At 62.5% G+C, this 18,472-nt stretch carries 19 protein-coding genes and 1 pseudogene; 8 read left to right on the forward strand and 12 right to left on the reverse strand.

Going from position 1 to position 18,472, the window contains the following annotated elements; genetic code table 11:
• Positions 1-35 precede the first annotated feature (35 nt).
• Positions 36-1,190 carry a ceramide glucosyltransferase gene (locus AC0L18_RS02370; RefSeq protein ID WP_473490673.1) on the reverse strand — a complete coding sequence of 385 codons (1,155 nt, stop codon included), beginning with the start codon at positions 1,188-1,190 and terminating at the stop codon, positions 36-38.
• Between the two features lie 257 nt (positions 1,191-1,447).
• On the opposite strand from AC0L18_RS02370, the gene apaG reads away from it, so the two are divergent.
• Positions 1,448-1,840: a Co2+/Mg2+ efflux protein ApaG gene (apaG, locus tag AC0L18_RS02375; RefSeq protein WP_023802187.1), complete on the forward strand. Its 393-nt coding sequence runs from the start codon at positions 1,448-1,450 to the stop codon at positions 1,838-1,840.
• Between the two features lie 80 nt (positions 1,841-1,920).
• Here the strand turns inward: apaG and AC0L18_RS02380 are convergent, their stop codons facing one another.
• The 3 genes from AC0L18_RS02380 to AC0L18_RS02390 form a co-directional block, all read right to left on the reverse strand.
• Complete coding sequence (locus AC0L18_RS02380) at positions 1,921-2,931, reverse strand: Hsp33 family molecular chaperone (protein WP_167366584.1); 1,011 nt, start codon at positions 2,929-2,931, stop codon at positions 1,921-1,923.
• A 162-nt stretch (positions 2,932-3,093) separates the two neighbouring features.
• Positions 3,094-4,005, reverse strand: a complete 912-nt coding sequence (argF, locus tag AC0L18_RS02385; protein ID WP_473490477.1) for an ornithine carbamoyltransferase — start codon at positions 4,003-4,005, stop codon at positions 3,094-3,096.
• A 16-nt stretch (positions 4,006-4,021) separates the two neighbouring features.
• On the reverse strand, positions 4,022-5,221 hold the full coding sequence (locus AC0L18_RS02390; RefSeq protein ID WP_287345646.1) for an aspartate aminotransferase family protein: 1,200 nt from the start codon (positions 5,219-5,221) through the stop codon (positions 4,022-4,024).
• A gap of 355 nt (positions 5,222-5,576) precedes the next feature.
• Between AC0L18_RS02390 and AC0L18_RS02395 the strand changes: the two genes are divergently transcribed.
• A complete protein-coding gene (locus AC0L18_RS02395) occupies positions 5,577-6,095 on the forward strand; it encodes a GcrA family cell cycle regulator (protein WP_027155176.1) in 519 nt (172 codons plus the stop codon).
• A gap of 127 nt (positions 6,096-6,222) precedes the next feature.
• Here the strand turns inward: AC0L18_RS02395 and AC0L18_RS02400 are convergent, their stop codons facing one another.
• The 3 genes from AC0L18_RS02400 to AC0L18_RS02410 all read right to left on the reverse strand — a co-directional run bounded on the left by AC0L18_RS02400 (position 6,223) and on the right by AC0L18_RS02410 (position 9,521).
• Positions 6,223-7,230, reverse strand: coding sequence for a magnesium and cobalt transport protein CorA (locus AC0L18_RS02400; protein WP_023802182.1), 1,008 nt, complete (start codon positions 7,228-7,230; stop codon positions 6,223-6,225).
• Between the two features lie 91 nt (positions 7,231-7,321).
• Complete coding sequence (phoU, locus tag AC0L18_RS02405) at positions 7,322-8,047, reverse strand: phosphate signaling complex protein PhoU (RefSeq protein ID WP_023802181.1); 726 nt, start codon at positions 8,045-8,047, stop codon at positions 7,322-7,324.
• 202 nt (positions 8,048-8,249) lie between these two features.
• A complete protein-coding gene (locus AC0L18_RS02410) occupies positions 8,250-9,521 on the reverse strand; it encodes a sensor histidine kinase (RefSeq protein ID WP_473490478.1) in 1,272 nt (423 codons plus the stop codon).
• Positions 9,522-9,714: 193 nt separating this feature from the next.
• Between AC0L18_RS02410 and ppk2 the strand changes: the two genes are divergently transcribed.
• Complete coding sequence (gene ppk2, locus AC0L18_RS02415; protein WP_473490479.1) at positions 9,715-10,623, forward strand: polyphosphate kinase 2; 909 nt, start codon at positions 9,715-9,717, stop codon at positions 10,621-10,623.
• Between the two features lie 70 nt (positions 10,624-10,693).
• On the opposite strand, the gene AC0L18_RS02420 is transcribed toward ppk2, so the two are convergent.
• The 3 genes from AC0L18_RS02420 to AC0L18_RS02430 form a co-directional block, all read right to left on the reverse strand.
• Positions 10,694-11,440 (reverse strand): enoyl-CoA hydratase-related protein, encoded by a 747-nt coding sequence (locus AC0L18_RS02420; RefSeq protein WP_084646899.1) that lies wholly within the window; start codon positions 11,438-11,440, stop codon positions 10,694-10,696.
• Positions 11,441-11,455: 15 nt separating this feature from the next.
• Positions 11,456-12,094 carry an acyl-homoserine-lactone synthase gene (locus AC0L18_RS02425; protein ID WP_027155170.1) on the reverse strand — a complete coding sequence of 213 codons (639 nt, stop codon included), beginning with the start codon at positions 12,092-12,094 and terminating at the stop codon, positions 11,456-11,458.
• Between the two features lie 97 nt (positions 12,095-12,191).
• Positions 12,192-12,926 carry a helix-turn-helix transcriptional regulator gene (locus AC0L18_RS02430; RefSeq protein ID WP_023802176.1) on the reverse strand — a complete coding sequence of 245 codons (735 nt, stop codon included), beginning with the start codon at positions 12,924-12,926 and terminating at the stop codon, positions 12,192-12,194.
• Between the two features lie 276 nt (positions 12,927-13,202).
• Here AC0L18_RS02430 and AC0L18_RS02435 point away from each other — a divergent pair, with 276 nt between their 5' ends.
• The 4 genes and pseudogenes from AC0L18_RS02435 to AC0L18_RS02450 all read left to right on the forward strand — a co-directional run.
• Entirely contained in the window at positions 13,203-14,036 is an 834-nt protein-coding gene (locus AC0L18_RS02435) for a transporter substrate-binding domain-containing protein (protein WP_473490480.1), read from the forward strand.
• A gap of 321 nt (positions 14,037-14,357) precedes the next feature.
• A complete protein-coding gene (locus AC0L18_RS02440; RefSeq protein WP_473490481.1) occupies positions 14,358-14,609 on the forward strand; it encodes a prevent-host-death protein in 252 nt (83 codons plus the stop codon).
• Between the two features lie 121 nt (positions 14,610-14,730).
• Complete coding sequence (locus AC0L18_RS02445; protein WP_473490482.1) at positions 14,731-14,997, forward strand: hypothetical protein; 267 nt, start codon at positions 14,731-14,733, stop codon at positions 14,995-14,997.
• 203 nt (positions 14,998-15,200) lie between these two features.
• A pseudogene (locus AC0L18_RS02450) lies at positions 15,201-15,350 on the forward strand (transporter substrate-binding domain-containing protein); the annotation flags it as partial.
• Between the two features lie 93 nt (positions 15,351-15,443).
• Here AC0L18_RS02450 and AC0L18_RS02455 read toward each other — a convergent pair.
• The gene (locus tag AC0L18_RS02455) at positions 15,444-15,854 is read right to left on the reverse strand and encodes a tellurite resistance TerB family protein (protein ID WP_091600334.1); all 411 of its coding nucleotides are present in this window, start codon (positions 15,852-15,854) and stop codon (positions 15,444-15,446) included.
• 167 nt (positions 15,855-16,021) lie between these two features.
• Between AC0L18_RS02455 and AC0L18_RS02460 the strand changes: the two genes are divergently transcribed.
• Positions 16,022-17,671, forward strand: coding sequence for a lysine--tRNA ligase (locus tag AC0L18_RS02460; RefSeq protein ID WP_473490483.1), 1,650 nt, complete (start codon positions 16,022-16,024; stop codon positions 17,669-17,671).
• On the opposite strand, the gene AC0L18_RS02465 is transcribed toward AC0L18_RS02460, so the two are convergent.
• Positions 17,634-18,470, reverse strand: a complete 837-nt coding sequence (locus AC0L18_RS02465; RefSeq protein WP_473490484.1) for a thermonuclease family protein — start codon at positions 18,468-18,470, stop codon at positions 17,634-17,636. The genes AC0L18_RS02460 and AC0L18_RS02465 overlap by 38 nt on opposite strands.
• Positions 18,471-18,472 lie beyond the last annotated feature (2 nt).

The following is an 18,472-nucleotide window of genomic DNA, read 5'->3' on the forward strand; positions in this document are numbered from 1 at the left end:
GAACTGCTGCGCTCTGATCTGCAAAGCAGGCGGGGTCAGGCGCCCGACGGCGTCTCTTCCAATTCCGCAACGGCGCTGGTTTGGATGGTCATCGTGTTGCCGCGCCAGTCGACGGCACCGCTGAGCCAGCCGCGCACCCAGATGGCGGGAAGCATCACGTCCCGCGCAACCATCGCCGGCATCATGCGCAGCGACAGGTGCCAGCCCTTGGCCGAGGCGAGAGCGCATTCCGGCAGATAGGCGACTATCAGCACGGCGATGGCGGTAGCCGGCAGGCTGAAACCGGCGCCTGCTGCCGCAACCAGCGCAAGCACCAGCGGCGGCGCCGCTCCGATCAGGATCTCGGGCGCGAAAAACAGTGGGAAGGTGACGCGACGGAGGCGTGCCCAGCGGGCCTGGCGCGACCAGATTTCGCCAAATGTGCGCAAGCCGAGCGGCTGTTCGAAGGGCGCGGCAACGAGATTGACGCGCAGTCCGAGCCCGTTGACCAGCTTGGTCGCGGCGGCATCCTCGGCAATCTCGGCGGCAAGCGCACGGATGCCGCCATTGGCGTCGAGCAATGGCTTGTTCCACAGCATGCTCTTGCCCTGGGCGAAACCGAGGCCGAGCGCCTCGCCGGTATATTGCCAGCGCGCCTGCAGCGTGTTGAGGAAAGCGCATTCGACCTCCGCCCAGAACCCGTCCGGCCGCGAGGCGATCGGCGTCGAGCAGACGAGGCCGGTGTCCTGCCGCCATGCCGTCATCAGATGCTGGACATAGTCCCTCGGCATCAGGACGTTGGAATCGGCAAGGATGACCCAGTGGTGGCGCGCGGCCTCCCAGGCCTTCACGCAATTGTTGAGTTTCGGATTGCCGCTGATGCGGTCGTCGCCGACCAGCAGCCGGGCCGGCACGGCCGGAAAGCGGGCTATCGCATCGGTGATCGGCCCGACCACCGGGTCGTCGGCATGGGCGACGCAGAAAATGAGCTCATAGTGCGGCCAATCGAGCGAGAAGGCGCGCTCGAGCGTCTCCTCGGTAAACGGCTCGACGCCGCGCGACGGCACGACGATCGACACCGGCGGCGCCTCGACGGCTGGCGGCGTGATCCTGCCAGGCCGCTTCAGCTTCAACGAAGCGAGCAGGATGCTGGCGAGATTGACAACAAGCAGAGCTATGGAAAGCAAGGCGGCTGTGACTGTCAATTCCATCAATATCTGGTCGCTCCAGAAAAAACCGGCCGCATGAAGCCGTTTTCAACAGTTCGACAGAATGCTGAGTCGCCCGGCCCTGCACACCATCCCCGGCCCTGCACACCATCATTGTCACGTGTCACTTAAATGACATTGTTGTTCGGCACCTGCGCTTAACAAATTCGGGCAACGATGGCAGACACCGAGGGGACGCACCCCGTTGACCGAACTGCGGAGAGGGTCGAATGTTCCGTCTGCATAGTGTGGAGTGATTTATGTACAGCGCCGTCACGCGCGACATCGAAGTGCAGGTCAGGCCGTTCTATCTGGAAGATCGCTCCGACCCGTCGGAGAACCGCTATGTCTGGGGCTACCAGGTGACCATCGACAACCAGTCGGATGAATTCGTGCAGCTTCTGTCGCGCTATTGGCAGATCACCGACGGCACCGGCCGGGTCGAAGAGGTGCGCGGCGCCGGCGTTGTCGGCGACCAGCCTGAACTCAATCCCGGCGATAGTTATCAGTATACGTCTGGCTGCCCACTCTCGACGCCATCCGGCATCATGGTCGGCCACTACACGATGCGCAATAAGCGGGGTGAGACGTTCGACGTCGCCATCCCCGCCTTTTCGCTCGACCTGCCGGGCACGCGGCGGACGGTGAACTGAGGCTCACTTGGGCTTCTCGCCCCAGGGCGAGGGGCGAGAAACCAAGCTCTGCGAAGGCACCGAGGCAGCACTGACGCCGGCTATTGAGCCGCAGCAAATTCCGCCGGGTCGAAGTCATATTGCTTCGAGCAGAATTCGCAGGCGACGTGAATGCCGCCATCCTCGGTGCTGTCCCTGATCTCGTCGGCGGAGAAGCCTCCAAGAATGCCGCGGATCTTCTCCCTGGAGCATGAGCACTGGTCGGCTACCGGCACGCCGCCGAAGACGCGCACGCCGTGCTCGTGGAACAGCCGGTAAAGCAACCGCTCGGCGCCGATCGTCGGGTCGATCAGTTCCGTCGGCTCGATGGTGCCAAGCAACGCCAGCAGTTCCTGCCAGGAATTGTCGGCCGGATCATGGATCTCCTCGCGCGGATCGCCGTCGCCACCCGGAAGGTCGGGCACGCGCATGCGCTCCGCCGATTGCGGCAGGAACTGTGCCAGGATGCCACCGGCGCGCCATTGCTCGCGGGCACCGCCGATGCCGGGCGTCAACAGCTTGGCCACCGAAAGCCTGAGATCGGTCGGGATCTGCTCCGACTGCCGGAAATAGGTGCGGGCGGCCTCCTCCAGCGTCTCGCCGTCGAGTTGGACGATGCCCTGATAGCGCTGCGTGTGGGCGCCCTGGTCGATAGTCAGCGCCAGCACACCGCTGCCGAGCAGCGTCCGCTGCGAGGTCTCGCCGGCAGAAATCAGTGCCTCCAGCCGGTCGGCGTCGAAGCGGGCATAGGCGCGCAGCGCATGCGGCGTGGAAAAATCCGCCACCAGCATGTCGACCGGCCCGTCGGTGCGGGTCTGCAGGATAAACTTGCCTTCGAACTTGAGCGAGGTGCCGAGCAGCACCGTCAGCACGCAGGCTTCCGCCAGCAGGCGGGCGACCGGCTCGGGATAGTCATGACGGCTGAGGATCGCGTCGAGCATCGGCCCGAGCTGGACGGTGCGGCCGCGCACGTCGAGCGGGCCGACCTCGAAGGGCACGACATGATCGTCGCCGGCGTAGCCGAATTCGCCGAGTTTGGGTTGATGTTCAGCCAATTGACGGGTTTCCAACATGACAAAGCTCCGGGGCGCGGCGATGCCGCCCTCCGGGGCGCATGCGTCGAAACGCGCTCGATTTGCGTGATGCGCCTGAGATAGGCATCACGCACTCCCGGATCAAGGCGGCCGGGATCAAGGCGGCCCGGATCACGGTGACCAGGATCACAGCAGCCCGGATCAAGCGCCGAGGCACCAGGCCAAAACCGCCTTCTGGGCGTGGAGCCGGTTCTCGGCCTCGTCGAACACCACCGAATGCGGGCCGTCGATGACTTCGTCGGTGACCTCCTCGCCGCGATGCGCCGGCAGGCAGTGCATGAACAACGCGTCGGGCTTTGCCTTCGCCATCAGTGCCGCATTGACCTGATAGGGTGAGAAGACATTGTGGCCGCGAGCACGGTGCTCCTGGCCCATCGACACCCAGCAATCGGTAACGACACAGTCGGCCTCGTGGACGGCCTCCTCGGGCGAGCGGGTGAAGTTCAACTTGCCGCCATGCGCCCTCGACCAGTCGACATGCTTCTGCGCCGGCTCGCTGCCTTCCGGCACGGCCACGTTGAGGTTGAAGCGGAACCGCGCCGAGGCCTCCAGCAGCGAATGCAGCACGTTGTTGCCGTCGCCGGTCCAGGCGATGGTCTTGCCGGCGACCGGGCCGCGATGCTCCTCGAAGGTCATGATGTCGGCCATCAGCTGGCAGGGATGGGTGTCGTCGGTCAACCCGTTGATGACGGGGACGGTCGCGTTCTCGGTCAGCTCCAGCAGCCGGTCATGCGACGTGGTGCGGATCATGATCGCATCGACATAGCGCGACAGCACCTTGGCCGTGTCGGCGATGGTTTCGGAGCGGCCGAGCTGCATCTCGGCGCCGGTCAGCATGATGGTCTCGCCGCCGAGCTGGCGCATGCCGACGTCGAAGGACACGCGCGTGCGCGTCGACGGCTTGTCGAAGATCATCGCCAGCACCTTGCCTTCAAGCGGTTTTGTCCACTCGCCAGCCTTGAGCCTTGCCTTTCGCACGACGGCATCGTCCAGCATAAGGCGCAGATCGCCCTCGGAAACGGCGGAAAGATCGGTGAAATGGCGAAGGCTCATGTGGGTCTTCCGACTGTTATTTCGCCGCAGCCGCGGCGATGGCGTCCGACAGGCCCCGGGCGCCGGCGCGGATGCGGTCGAGCGCCGCATGGATCTCGGCGTCGGTGACGGTGAGCGGCGGCAGCAGGCGAAGAACGTTGTCGCCGGCCGGAACCGCCAGCAGATGCTGGTCGCGCAACGCCATGTTCACCTTGGTGTTGGGCGCGGCGCATTTCAGGCCAAGCATCAGGCCGCTGCCTCTGATGTCTTCAATGACATCGGGAAATTCGTCGGCGACACCCGCCAGCCCCTGCTTCAGCAGCAACGCCTTGCGCTGCACATCCTCCAGAAAACCGTCTGCCAGTACGACGTCGAGCACGGCGTTGCCGACCGCCATCGCCAGCGGATTGCCGCCGAAAGTCGTGCCGTGCACGCCGGCGGTCATGCCGACAGCGGCCTCGTCGGTGGCGAGGCAGGCGCCCACCGGGAAGCCGCCGCCGATGCCCTTGGCGACCGCCATGATGTCGGGCGTGACGCCAGCCCATTCATGCGCGAACAGTTTTCCGGTGCGGCCGATGCCGCACTGGACCTCGTCGAAGATCAGCAACAGATCATGCTGTTCGCAGAGCTGCCTCAGCCGCTTCAGCGACTGCGTCGGCACCGGGCGAATACCGCCCTCGCCCTGCACCGGCTCGATCAGGATCGCGGCGGTCTCTGATGTGATCGCCTTTTCGGCGGCGTCGATGTCGTCGAAGCCGACCTGGTCGAAACCTTCGACCTTGGGGCCGAAACCTTCCAGGTATTTATACTGGCCGCCGGCGGCGATGGTCGCCAGCGTGCGGCCATGAAAGGCGCCTTCGAAGGTGATAATGCGAAAGCGCTCGGGATGGCCCTTGACGAAATGGTAGCGCCGCGCCGTCTTGATGGCGCATTCCAGCGCCTCGGCGCCGGAATTGGTGAAGAACACCTTGTCGGCGAAGGTGGCGTCGGCCAGCCGCTCGCCCAGACGGCTCTGCCCCGGAATCTCGTACAGGTTGGAGACATGCCAGAGCTTGGCCGCCTGTTCGGTGAGTGCCGAGACCAGATGCGGATGGCTGTGGCCCAGCGAATTCACGGCAACGCCGCCGCCAAAATCGAGATACCGCTCGCCCTTGTCGGTGACCAGCCAAGTGCCTTCCCCATGGTCGAAGGCCAGGGGTGCGCGGGTAAAGGTCTCGAAAAGCGCCGAACCGCTCATTATATGCGTCTCCGGAACCGGAAAATCAAAAAGCCGCCAAAGCGGCGGCCTGTGCGGCTTATCGTGTTTTTCGGCCATGAAGTCAACGAAAACGTCGCGCAAGGACGCGCGGCAAGCTTTCCAGCGAGACGCCGGCTCATCAGCGACCGGGCAAGTTGGGGAAAACCGAAAAAACCGATTCGTGTTGGCCCTCGGACTCTTGTCACCGAGTCAGCGCATAAGGTACTTATAGGTCGAGAAATAACTAGATTTCGTGCGGCGGACCTAATCACCCGATATATGTGGTGTCTGCCCGGCGGAAGCCGGATCGTGGAAGGATTCCGATCGCCGCACATTTCAGCAGGAGCGCGGTCTCATGAATTGGACTGACGAGCGGGTCGAACTTCTTAGAAAATTGTGGTCGGAGGGGCTGAGCGCCAGCCAGATCGCCGCCCAGCTTGGGGGTGTCAGCCGCAATGCCGTCATCGGCAAGGTGCATCGGCTGAAACTGTCGGGCCGCGGACGCGCGACTGCCACGCCGGCACGCCAGAAGAAGAGCGTGCAGGGATCGACCGTGCAGAAATCGGTGTCGCGGGCCGCGAGCACTGCGCGGCATATCACCACGTCGATCGGCGCGACCGCGCTGCAGGCGCAATTCGACGCCGTACCGGTGACGCGTCATTATGTCCGTCCGGTCGAGAACGTAGTCGTGCCGATCTCGCGGCATCTGCAACTCGTCGAATTGACGGAGCGGACATGCAAATGGCCGAATGGCGATCCGCTTTCGGAGGAGTTCCATTTCTGCGGCAACGACGCGGCCGAAACCGGACCCTATTGCAAGTATCACGCCCGTGTTGCGTTTCAGCCCGCTTCGGAGCGGCGGCGCAGTAGGTAGGGGAGTAAGGGAGTAAGGCAGTATATATGGGGTGAACTGCAAAAGACTGCGCTCGTGAGGCGCCATCTTTCCTTACTGCCTTACTGCCCTACTGCCCTACTGCCCTACTGCCCTACTGCCCTACTCTTCACAGCCAGCCGCTCTTGCGGAAGCGCCAGTAGAGAACCGAGCAGACCAAAATAATCGCTCCCAGAACGACCGGGTAGCCATATTCCATCCTAAGTTCCGGCATGTCGTTGAAGTTCATGCCGTAGATGCCTGCGAGCGCCGTCGGCACCGCCAGGATTGCAGCCCATGAGGCGAGCTTCTTGGTGATCGCCGTTTCCTGGCTCTGGCCAACCAGGAGGCTCGCCTCGAAGGCAAATGCGAGCACCTCCCGCAAGCTGTCGATCTTCTCCTGGACGGTGCGGATGTGGTCGGTGACGTCGCGGAACAGCGGGTGCATGGCCGCATGGATCTGCGGCAGGTCGGCGCTGGTCAACCGGCGGCAGACTTCCACCAGCGGCAGCGCGGCGTTGCGCAGGCGCAAGAGATCGCGGCGCAGCATATAGAGCCGCTCTATGTCGGAGCCGGTCATCGGCTTCAGCAGAACCCTGTCCTCGATCGCCTCGACCTCGTCCTCGATCTGCTCGAGCACCGGCATGTAGTTGTCCACGATGAAATCGAGAATGGCATAGAGGACGAAATCCTCGCCTTTGGCTAGCGAATGCGGGCAGCTTTCCCAATGCTGGCGAACGGCGGCATAAGAAGTCGACGGACCGTGCCTGACGCTGACGATGTAGCCGGCGCCGACGAACAGATGCGTCTCGCCGAAGGTGACGCGCCTGTCGATCAGTTGAGCCGTGCGGGCAACGATGAACAACGCATCGCCATATTGCTCGATCTTCGGCCGCTGATGCGGATGCTCGGCGTCCTCGATCGCCAGATCGTGCAGGTGGAATTGCGCCTGGACACGAAGCAACAGGTCGCGGTCCGGCTCCAGCAGGCCGATCCAGACGACATGACCAGGCTTCTTGGCCCATTCGCCGGCTTCCTCGATCGGAATGTCGGCGACACGCCGGCCGGCGGTATAGACGCTGGAAGCGACGATGGCCGATGTCGGCGGGGCCGGCGTCAGGTTCCGAACGGTTTCCATCGCTACCTCCTGGAGGCATGGCCTCGGGTCAGGATCAGGAACGTTCGGTAAAGCTTAGCCTAAATCAGCAAGGGGTTCGAGAGGCAGCCGTTCACTTCGCCGGTAGCGTTGCGGGAAGCACAATCTTGTCTGTCTTGTCACCTTTCGGCCGCTCGGCCGGCATCTGGTCGCCGGTGACGATGTAGTAGATCGTCTCGGCGATATTGGTGGCGTGGTCGCCGATCCGCTCGATGTTCTTGGCGCAGAACAGCAGGTGCGTGCAGGGCGTGATGTTGCGCGGGTCTTCCATCATGTAGGTCAGCAACTCGCGAAACAGCGAGGTGTACACGGCGTCGATCTGATCGTCGCGGTCACGCACGAAGCCGATCTTTTCCACCGAGCGCGACGCATAGACGTCGAGCACTTCCTTGAGCTGCGTCAACGCCAGGTCGGCTAAGGCCTCGATGCCGCGGAACAGGCTGGTCGGCTGGCGCCCTTCTATGACGGCAACCACGCGCTTGGCGACATTCTTGCCGAGGTCGCCGACCCGCTCGAGATCCGCCGAGATGCGAATCGCGCCGACGATCTCGCGCAAATCCGTCGCCATCGGCTGGCGCTTGGCGATGATGATGATCGCCTTGTCGTCGATCTCGCGCTGCCCCTGGTCCAGAACGGCATCGTCGCGGATGACCTTCTGGGCAAGGCCAGGGTCAGCGTTGACCAGAGCGGCAATCGCCTGTTCGACCATGCGTTCGGCATGCCCGCCCATCGCGGCAATGCGCTTCGACAGATATTTCAGCTCCTCGTCATAGGCGCTGACGATGTGCACGGACTGCATGGAGATGCCTTCCCGGGTCTTCTGGTCCGAGTCGTTCCTCGAATCCCCGCTGATACGCTAGCCGGATGACAGAAAAAAGAAAGCGTTAGAGCGACGTGCGTCCACTAGGCCACAGAATAGGCTCTAAAGTCCTGTATCCACGCATCCGGCGGTCCTAAAGTCTTCCGGTACTCGGGCCGGCCCGTTCTTAGATAGTGAGGTGTCAGTGCGCCGGCAAATGCACCGTGAAAGCTGCGCCGTTGCCGACCTCCGACTTGATCGACAGTCTGGCGTTGTGGCGCGTCAGGATATGCTTGACGATGGACAGGCCAAGGCCGGTGCCCTTCTGGGTCCGGCTGTTTTCGACATCGACGCGGTAGAAACGTTCGGTGATGCGCGGGATGTGCTCCTCGGGAATGCCGGGGCCGAAGTCCCGGATGGTGACGTCGATGCCCGGTTCGGGACCGTCATCGCTGTGGGCAATCGTCACCACGACACGTCCACCCGACTGTCCGTATTTGCAGGCGTTTTCCAGCAGATTTTCGAAAACCTGGAAAAGTTCATCGCGATCCCCCGGCACATTGAGTGGTCCTTTCGCGAAATCCCGCTCGATGGCAACGCCGTTTTCCCGGGCAAGCGGACCCAGCGAATCGATGACGCTGTCGAGGGTCTGGCGGAGATCGACCTCGGTTCCCGGCTTCAGATAGGGTTTCATCTCCAGCCGCGACAGCGACAGCAGGTCGTCGATCAGGCGCGCCATGCGGCCGGTCTGGTTGTGCATGATCTGCAGGAACTGCTCGCGCGCCGCCGGGTCGTTGCGGGCCGGGCCGCGCAGCGTCTCGATGAAACCGGAAATCGAGGCGAGCGGAGTTCGCAGCTCATGGCTGGCATTGGCGATGAAGTCGGCCCGCATCCGGTCGATGCGGCGCGCCTCGCTCTGGTCCTTGAAGACCAGCACATAGAGGTCGGTGCCGTGGCCGACCGAAGATGCACTCACGCGATAGGCCCGTTCGACCGGCAGCTTTTCGGTATATTCGACGACGTCCGAAGCGGCGGCGCCCGACAGGATACTGTCCAGCAAGGCCTGCATCTCGGGCGCGCGGAATTTTAGCGACAGCGACATGCCCGGTGCGATGCCGCCGAAGGCGGCGAAGGCGGCGGCGTTGGCATGGACAATTGTCGCGGTGCGATCGAAGATGATCAGCGGATCGGCAACGGCGGCCGCCAGATATTCTCCCGACAGCTGTTGTAGCCCGCCTGCCTCGATCGCCGCGGCATCCTCCGCGGACTGGCGCGCTACGCCGGCAGGCAGCATCGCGGCGGCGAGCAGCAGCACAGCACATGCCAGCAGCACAACATGGAAGGACATGTCTGCGAAACCATAGACCGTCAAGATCGCGACGATGCCGGTCGCTAGCAGCCAGCGGCTGTTCCACAACCGGGTGGCGACGGCTTGCGCCGTGGTTCGCTGTTCTGCGCCGCCCATATCAGCCATTGTCAGCTACTGTCAGCCATTCGCGCGCACTGTGCCTCCGTCCCACCCCGACCGGCAGGTTGGAAACTTCCCGCTGACCGGCGCTATCACTAAATCTGCTGCATCGTTCCTTTCGAAAATCGATTCCGATTTTCGGGCCGATGCAGTAAGGCTCCCAATAGCATGAGTCCGGAAGCTGGAAAGGTTCGTCTCGATGAAAAACCCTAGGGAAAATGCTGCCGCGCCTGTTCCAGGTCCGCAAAAGATCCGGATCAACGGCAAGGAGTTCGAGTTCGACATCGAGGATCCCAAGCTTCCGGACTGGATCGAGGACAACAAGCTGACCGCCGGCGGCTACCCCTACGACAAGAAAATAAAAAGCGACGAGTATGACGAGACGCTCGAGCGGGTGCAGATCGAGTTGGTCAAGGCACAGGCATGGCTGCAATCGACGGGCAAGCGGGTGATGTCGCTGTTCGAAGGACGCGATGCCGCCGGCAAGGGCGGCACAATCTTCGCGCTGCGCCAGTACATGAACCCCAGGACAGCGCGCAACGTGGCGCTGACCAAGCCTAGCCCAACCGAAATCGGGCAATGGTATTTCCAGCGCTATGTCGCGCACTTTCCGACATCCGGCGAGTTCGTCACCTTCGACCGCTCCTGGTACAATCGCGCCGGCGTCGAGCCGGTTATGGGCTTCTGCACGCCGGAGCAGCATCAGAAATTCCTGGACGAGACGCCGTATTTTGAACGGATGATCTGCAACGAGGGCATCCATTTCTTCAAATTCTGGCTGAACATCGGTCGGGAAACACAGCTCGAGCGGTTTCACGATCGCCGCTGGAGTCCTTTGAAGAACTGGAAATTCTCGCCGATCGATATTGCCGGCATCGCCAAATGGGACGATTACACCAAGGCGCGCGATCTCATGTTCGAACGCACGCATAAGGAATTCGCGCCCTGGATCATCATACAGGCCAACGACAAGCGGCGCGCGCGACTTGCCATCATCCGGCGCATCCTGTTGTCGCTTCCCTATGACGGCCGCGATCTCGACGCCATCGGCAAGGAAGACAAGAAGATCATCGGGGAAGGGCCGTCGTTCCTGGGAAGACAGGCCTGAAGCGCTGCCGCGCGCCCCAAGGACGCGCGGCACGATTCCGGATATTCCTGTCATTCTGCCGAATGACGTCTCATGCCGCCAGCCGGGCAATCCGCTGCAGCCGCCGCAGTGTGGTATCGTCCTGCAAAGCCTGCTGAAACAGCGAAATCTCCTGGTCGATGCGATCGCAGAGTGCGCCTGTGTCGCCCTTGAGCAGGTCGCGCGTCTGCAGCAGTGCGGCGACCGGCTTCTTGGCGAGTTGCCTGGCTCTGCCAAGTGCGGCTTCCTCGACGTCGCCCACCACGATCTCCGTGACCAGGCCAAGCATCCTGGCGTCTGCGGCACTGAGCGTGTCGCCCAGGCAGAAGAAGCGGAAAGCGCCGGCATAACCGAGTTTTTGCGGCGCCAGGATGCTGGTCGCCGCGTCCGGCACGAGGCCGAAATCGACGAACGGCACCCGGAACGTGCTTTCGTCAGATGCGATCACCATGTCGCAGTGGAACAGGATGGTGCAGCCGACACCGACGGCGTCGCCGTCGACACAGGCAAGGACCGGTTTGGGGAACGTCGCCAACGTGCGGAACATGTCGGTGACGGCAGCGATCAACCGTTGATGCTTGGTGGCGTCGAGGAACTCGGAGAAATCGCCGCCGAGGCAGAAGCAGCCGGCGAGGCCGCGCAGCACCACGACGCGCACATCATCGTCGATTGCAGCTTCGTGGAAGATCCTGGCCAGGCTTTCATAGGCTCGCCCGTCCAGCACCGGCCGGCCGTCATCCGACGACACCGTGACGATCAGCGAATGATTGCGGAACTCTGTTTGCGGGTGGATGTTCATGGCTGTCTCCAATTCTCACGAGGCCTGCCTCATTCCGAGCCTGTCGGGATATCCCCTGGCCAGAACCGGCGCGAAATGACTGCGACGCGACCGCACCACCTCAAGCGTGTGCTCGTTGAAGGTGAGCAGTGTGGCGACGACCTGCTGGTTGCCATAGGTGCGCTGGTAGCCAAGCGGTTTCGCCAAGAAGTGCAACTGCAGCGCCCGCAGGACCCACATCGGTTCGAACTCGATGATCACCTGGTTGACATTCCGCTTCAGCCCCCACTCGACGAAGCCGGCAATGAGCTCGGTGCCGACCGTCGAGACGCCGCGCTTGCCGTCACGAAAGCCCGGCGCGACCGCATAGCGGGTCAGTTCCCACACGTTCGGCCCGGATGGCGGCGTGCCTTCAAAGAGGTCCGCCAGCACCTCGGTCAGAAGATGCGCACGCGTTGTCGGCAACATACGCTGATAACCGGCGAGCTCGCCATTGCGGATGACGAGCTGATGCACCGCCTCGTCATGATCGAACTGATCGATCTCAAGGCCGTCGGGGCGCTGCAGATCGGTCCACCCCATCTCCTCGACGAAAATCTTGTAGCGTAAGCGATGAACGGCCTCCCAAAGGTCGGGACGTTCCATAAGTTCCTGTGTTGTAAGGGAAAAAAGCATCTGCCGTCTCCTAGGTTCAATAGGAAGATACGGCCGGGCTGTCCCGAGGAAATTACGCGATCACGTAGGCAAGAATTTCTAGGCCGGCACGGCCGAGCTAGCTAATATAGCCGCGCCTTATCGCTTCCGCGACCGCCTGCACCCGGTTGACGGCACCGAGTTTGCTTTTGGCGTTAAGAAGGTGTTTCTCTGATGTGTGTTCCGAAATGCCGAGAATCTGTGAAATCTCCCATTCGGACTTGCCGACGGCGGCCCATTGCATGCATTCGCGCTCACGCGGCGTCAGTTCGACGTGGTGGTCGAGGGTCTTGGCCGCCATCGTGTGGATCTGCATGGCGCGGCCAATCGCATAGGTCGCCACCAGCGACACCAGCCCAAAATCGGCGCCCGACAATTCGACGGCCTCGCCGCCCAGCGACACCATGACGATCTGGCCATCGAGCGTGATCAGCGGGAAGGCCAATCCGTCGCGCAGCTTGAATTCGCCGGCGTCGCCCATCACTTCGCCGCTGCTCTTGTCGATGCGGATGCTCTGGGACGCTTCCCGCCACTGGAACGGCGCCTGCAGCTGCTTCATGTGGCTGACAACGGGGTCATGGTCGACATAGTTGCGCGCCACATAGCGCTCCAGCCATTCTCCAGGCCACTCGCAAAGCAGCACATGGTCCTTTTGCTGGCCTCTTGGCGTGCCCGGTTGCGGAACCGTTCCGGCCATCAGCGCCGTCAGGCCGAACTCCGAGGTTATGCCAAGCAGTTTTTCGCAGACCGCGGCCGCCGTATCGGCGTGCTGCAGCTGATCTATGAATTCCAGTGTGCGATCGAAATGGCCCATTGCAACATCTACCCCATGTTGCCTTCCCGCGTTGAGATCAACGGCCCAGTGCTTGACCCGCACTTTGCCCTCGACCCCGGATTACAAACCTGCTCCCCTCAGTTTGCAGCGGCTTGCGGCTACCCTCCAGCCGACCGCCACACATGTTTGCAAGCTCGCCGAAGCATAGCCCTAAATCGGCGTGATGAAATCAAAAACCGTTGTGCCTGTGGCATTTTCGTACCAAAAGCCACATTGGACAGGACAGGGCGGAGCTCGATGGTGGCAATTCGGTGGATGACCATCGTCTTGATGCTGGCAATGACGGGGGCAGCGTGGCTCACGGGAGCGCGTGCCGCGGAGCCGCAAGTGCCGGTGCTGTGGGATGCCAAGGAGCGGCTGCCGAAGCCTGACCTTTCCGCGCTGCCGCGTCTGAGATTCCTGACCACCACCGATTTCCCGCCGTTCAACTTCCTCGACGGGGCGGGCCGCTTGTCCGGCTTCCACGTCGATCTGGCGCGCGCGATCTGCGCCGAACTCGGCATCGCCGAAAAATGCCAGATCCAGGCGCTGCCTTGGGCCGAGCTCGAAGGGGCGCTGCAAAAGGGCGAAGGCGAAGCGATCATTGCCGGCATTGCCGCCACGCCGGAGTCGCGGTCGAAATATGCTTTCTCGCGTTCCTACCTGCAGTTTCCGGCGCGCTTCATCATGCCGAAGGCAAAGGCGCTCACGGAGCCTATCTTCGACAGACTGCGTGGCAAGCGCGTCGGCGTGGTCGCAGGCTCCGCGCATGAGCGGATGCTGCGCGATTACTTCGGAACCGTCCAGGTCGTTCCTTTCGCGCAGCTGGAAGCGCTCTACGACGGTCTCAAGGCCGGCAAGGTCGACGCCGGCTTCGGCGACGGCATGCGCTTCGCCTTCTGGCTGGGCAGTTCGAATGCCGCAGCCTGCTGCCGCTTTGCCGGCGGTCCCTATCTGGCGCCCGAATATCTGGGGTCGGGTATGGCCATCGCCACCAGGGCCAACGATCCAGCGCTGGCCGCAGCGTTCGACTACGCACTGCAGGAGATTTCGGTGAAGGGCATCTTCGCCGAATTCTATCTGCGCTATTTCCCGGTCAGCTTTTTCTGATCCGCGCGAACGGCGAACTTGACGAGTTGCCCCGCGCAGATGACGAGCCGATCCGCTTGGGCGATCCGAAGGTGCCGCATGAGTGCGGCCCCTTTCGGGCGTCCTGCCCGTATACGACACGCCGTCTCAGCTTGGCGGGAGCTTCACCGTCTCGATTGTCGAGACGCTTTCCAGACCAACCGCGCCGCACTCAGCAATGAACGAACAATGCCGCTCTTTCGAGCGGATCGATCCTGATAAGAATGGTGGCGCTCGCGCGCCACCATTCTTGCTATTCTTACGTGAATTACCTATTATAGGTACTTCAAAGGAGGTACGGCGATGAAGCAATTCACATTCTCGGACATGAATCGCGTCTCAGGCGAAATCCTCGAAACGGCATTGATCGAGCCGGTGGCCCTGACCAAGCGCGGCAAGGAAAAGCTCGTCATCCTGTCCGCTGCACAGTACCACCAGCTCGTCGGCCAGCCGCATTCGGTCGCCTATACACTCGAGGACGCACCGCATGAAGTCCACAATGAACTCATGACTGGACTGGATGCAATAATTTCCGGCGACACGCCCGATGCTTAAAGCCGGCGATCTGCTCCGATATTATTACCTTTGGGCGCGGGAAGCAGACGCCGGCGAGGAATCCGGACGCAAGGCGAGGCCGGTTTGCATCGTTGTTCGGACGCCAGCAACGCCAGCAGCCTTGTTTCTCTTTCCGCTGACTTCGCAAAAACCCGACCGGTCGCGCCCGCATCTCGCCATCAGCGAAATCGAATGCCGCCGCGGCGGCCTCGACTATCCGTCATGGCTGGTCCTGGGCGAATACAACCGGGTGCAGATCGATAAAGCCTATGATCTGGCGACGACGACGCCGATCGGCGCGTTCAGTCCGGCATTTGTCCGCAAGATTGCTGGCGTGATTAAAGAGACGGCGGCGCAGCGTCGATTGCGTGGCATCGTTCGCAAATAGCCGGACTGTCCGCCTCGCGGCGCACCAGTCGCGTATCGACGAGATTCAACGTCTGCTCGCTGCCTACCGCGCCTGACAACTCTGCGAACCGTCCATGAGAAGCTTGCCCCGCTTGCCTCCCTGCCGGAGACCCCAGTCGGGATAGTAGAGGAAGTCGCAACTTTACAGAAAGATGAAAATCGAGCTGGCGGCGCGTTCGAAAAGCGCCTGGCTATCTGGGATCGGGTATGGCCATCGCCACCAGGGCCAACGATCCAGCGCTGGCCGCAGCGTTCGACTAGGCACTGCAGCAGATTTCGGTGAAGGGCATCTTCGCCGAATTTTATCTGCGCTATTTCCCGGTCAGTTTTTTTCTGATCCGGCCCGGTCAGCTTTTTCTGATCCGGCCCGGTCAGTTTTTTTCCGATCCGGCCCTGTCAGTTTCTTCTGAACCGTTGGGGTCTGGATCAAGTCAGCGTGCGCAGGCGAGCCTTGGCAGCTCGGGCGATGGCGGCGACGGTGAGCGTGTCGAGATCGAGCTGGCGACGGATAAGCTGCAGCACCCTCACCTCCTCCAGGCGCATTTCGAGGTCGACCGCCGCAACCTCGAAGGCTGCGGCATAGGCGGTGTCAAGCAGGCGCTCGGGCAGTGCTTCAGCGACGTGCGCCAAAACGCCTTCCAACCCGTCCTTTTCGTGCAGCAACTTCTGGCAGTCCTGGGCGACGCCGACCAGCCGGTTGTGGTCGAAGTCCTCGAACACCGGCCATGAGCGGACGACGTCGCCAATCCGCGCCAATTCGACATTGGTCATGTCACGATCGGACGCGGAAGTGATGACCATAAGATAGATCAGGGCTTCGTGCGGTGGCAATGGCATTTAACAACTCCTCAACGGGCTCCGAAGTTAGGAACGCGGCACCGACGTCGCAAGGAAAAAGCGCCGCGATCGTTGACGCCCACGGCAGGCACGCCTAGAGACCGGTTGAAAAAATCATCCGGCCCCTTCTTGCGACGATGCCGGCGAATAATTTGGAAAACAGTGACATGGCGGGGTCAAACATCATCGATCTCAATCCCGAGGTGCTTGCGGCAGCGGCCGAAAGCAAGGCGTGGCCGTTCGAGGAAGCCAGGAAGATCGTCGAGCGCTACAAAGGGGCTGACTTTCCCGAGACTGTCCTGTTTGAGACCGGCTACGGTCCGTCGGGGCTGCCGCACATCGGTACTTTCGGCGAGGTCGCACGCACCTCGATGGTCCGCCACGCCTTCCGCGTCCTCACCCGGGACACCGTCAAGACCAAGATCTTGTGCTTTTCCGACGACATGGACGGCATGCGCAAGATTCCGGACAGCGTCCCCGATCGCGCCGCACTCGAGCCGCACCTGCACAAGCCGCTCTCGTCCGTCCCCAATCCTTTCGGCGGCGACTATGCGAGCTTCGCAGACCACAACAACGCAATGCTTTGCCGCTTTCTGGACACGTTCGGCTTCGACTACGAGTTCGCCAGCGCGACGGAATACTACAAGGCTGGCCGTTTCGACGACGTTCTGCTGCGCGCCGCCGAACGTTTCGACAAGATCATGGACGTGATGCTGCCGACGCTCGGAGAGGAGCGTCAGGCGACCTACAGTCCCTTCTTGCCGATTTCCCCCAAAAGCGGCCGCGTGCTTTACGTCCCCATGAAGCATGTCGACGCCAAGGCCGGGACTATCACCTTCGACGATGATGGCACCGAAACCACGCTGCCCATAACCGGCGGCAGGGTGAAGCTGCAGTGGAAGCCGGATTTCGGCATGCGCTGGGCCGCGCTCGGCGTCGATTTCGAGATGTTCGGCAAAGACCACCAGACGAATGCGGTGATCTACGACCGTATCTGCAATATCCTGGGCGGGCGCGCTCCCGAGCATTTCGTCTATGAGCTGTTCCTGGACGAGAACGGCCAGAAGATTTCGAAGTCGAAGGGCAACGGACTGACCATCGACGAGTGGCTGACCTACGCGCCGACCGAAAGCCTCGAGCTCTATATGTACCAGCGGCCGCGGCAGGCCAAGAAGCTCTATTTCGACGTCATTCCGAAGGCGGTGGACGAGTATTACGCCTTTCTGTCCGCCTATCGCCGGCAGGAGTGGAAGGAGCGGCTGGGAAATCCCGTCTGGCACATGCATGACGGCAACCCGCCTGTCGTCGACCTGCCGGTATCGTTCGCGCTGCTGCTCAATCTGGTCAGCGCCTCGAACGCCCAGAACAAGGACGTGCTGTGGGGGTTCATTTTGCGCCACACGTCAGGCGTGACGCCGAAGACCCATCCCGAGCTCGACCGGCTGGCCGAGTATGCGATCCGCTATTTCGACGATTTCGTGAAGCCGGCCAAGGTGTACCGGGCCGCCGATGCGGTCGAGCGCGAGGCGCTGACGAAACTGTCCGAAGCGCTCGCCGCATTGCCGATAGATGCCGATGGCGAGGCGATCCAGAATGCCGCTCTCAACGTCGCGCGCAAGATCGAGCGCTATCAGGACCACTCGAAGCAGAGCCCGGAAGGCGGGCCGGGCGTCTCCGTCGCCTTCTTCCAGATGATCTACCAGATTTTGATCGGACAGGAGCGCGGCCCGCGCTTCGGTTCCTTCGCTGCGCTCTACGGAATAGCAGAAACCCGCGCGCTCATTCAGAAGGCGCTGGCTGGTCAGCTGGCGGCGTAGCCGCCGCCGAAGGATCGAGAATCGGCTGCGTCGGCTGCGCTGTGGCCGCAAAGGGGGCTGGTGCCGGAGGCAGGCCGGAGAGACTGGGCGCCGGCCCGAAAATGCCCTTCCTCGCCATACGGGCCTTCTCGCCGGCCTCGACGTAAGGGCCACCCTTGGCGGCGCGCGCCCAGCCGTTTTCGATCAACCACTGGCCGACATCCTGGTTGCCGACGCGGCATTCGGCGGTGATCAGGTCGCGGCCGCCCTCGGGTGGCACCGTGCAGACCACCGCCCGACCGCGCAGGAAGGCACGGAACGCCGTTCGCGCCCGGGTGCCACACGTCCACGACTTGCCGCCGTCGGTGCACGTTTCGTCCTGCCTGACGATGTCGACGCCGGAAATCGCGACGGAGTAGCCTTTGGCCTCGATCACACCGGCGGCCGATGCAACCGGCTGGAACAGTTTTGTCCCGTTCCAGTCGTCGGGCATTTTCGTTTTGGGCGGCTTGGGCGGTCCGGCCAGCGCCAACTCACTCAGCGGCGCGCGCGGCTCGACCCGCTCAAGCTCTTGCGGCTGAAGCTGCGGCGGCGCGACGACTTCGGGATCGATGGCCCTGGAACGCGCCTCTGGGCTCGCCGCCTTGGGTCGCGGATTTGCTGATGTAGCAGGCGCTTGGGATTGCGCCGCGATGCTGGCCTGCGCCCGAGCCGCGACGCGCCCATTTTCGTCCTGCAGCACGGCGCGGCCACCTGCGGCAATCGCAGCCCCCATTGCCAGGATCGTCAATACCGCGGCGGCGGCATGAAGCGGACTCACCG

This window comes from Mesorhizobium sp. WSM4819 (genome assembly GCF_055811215.1).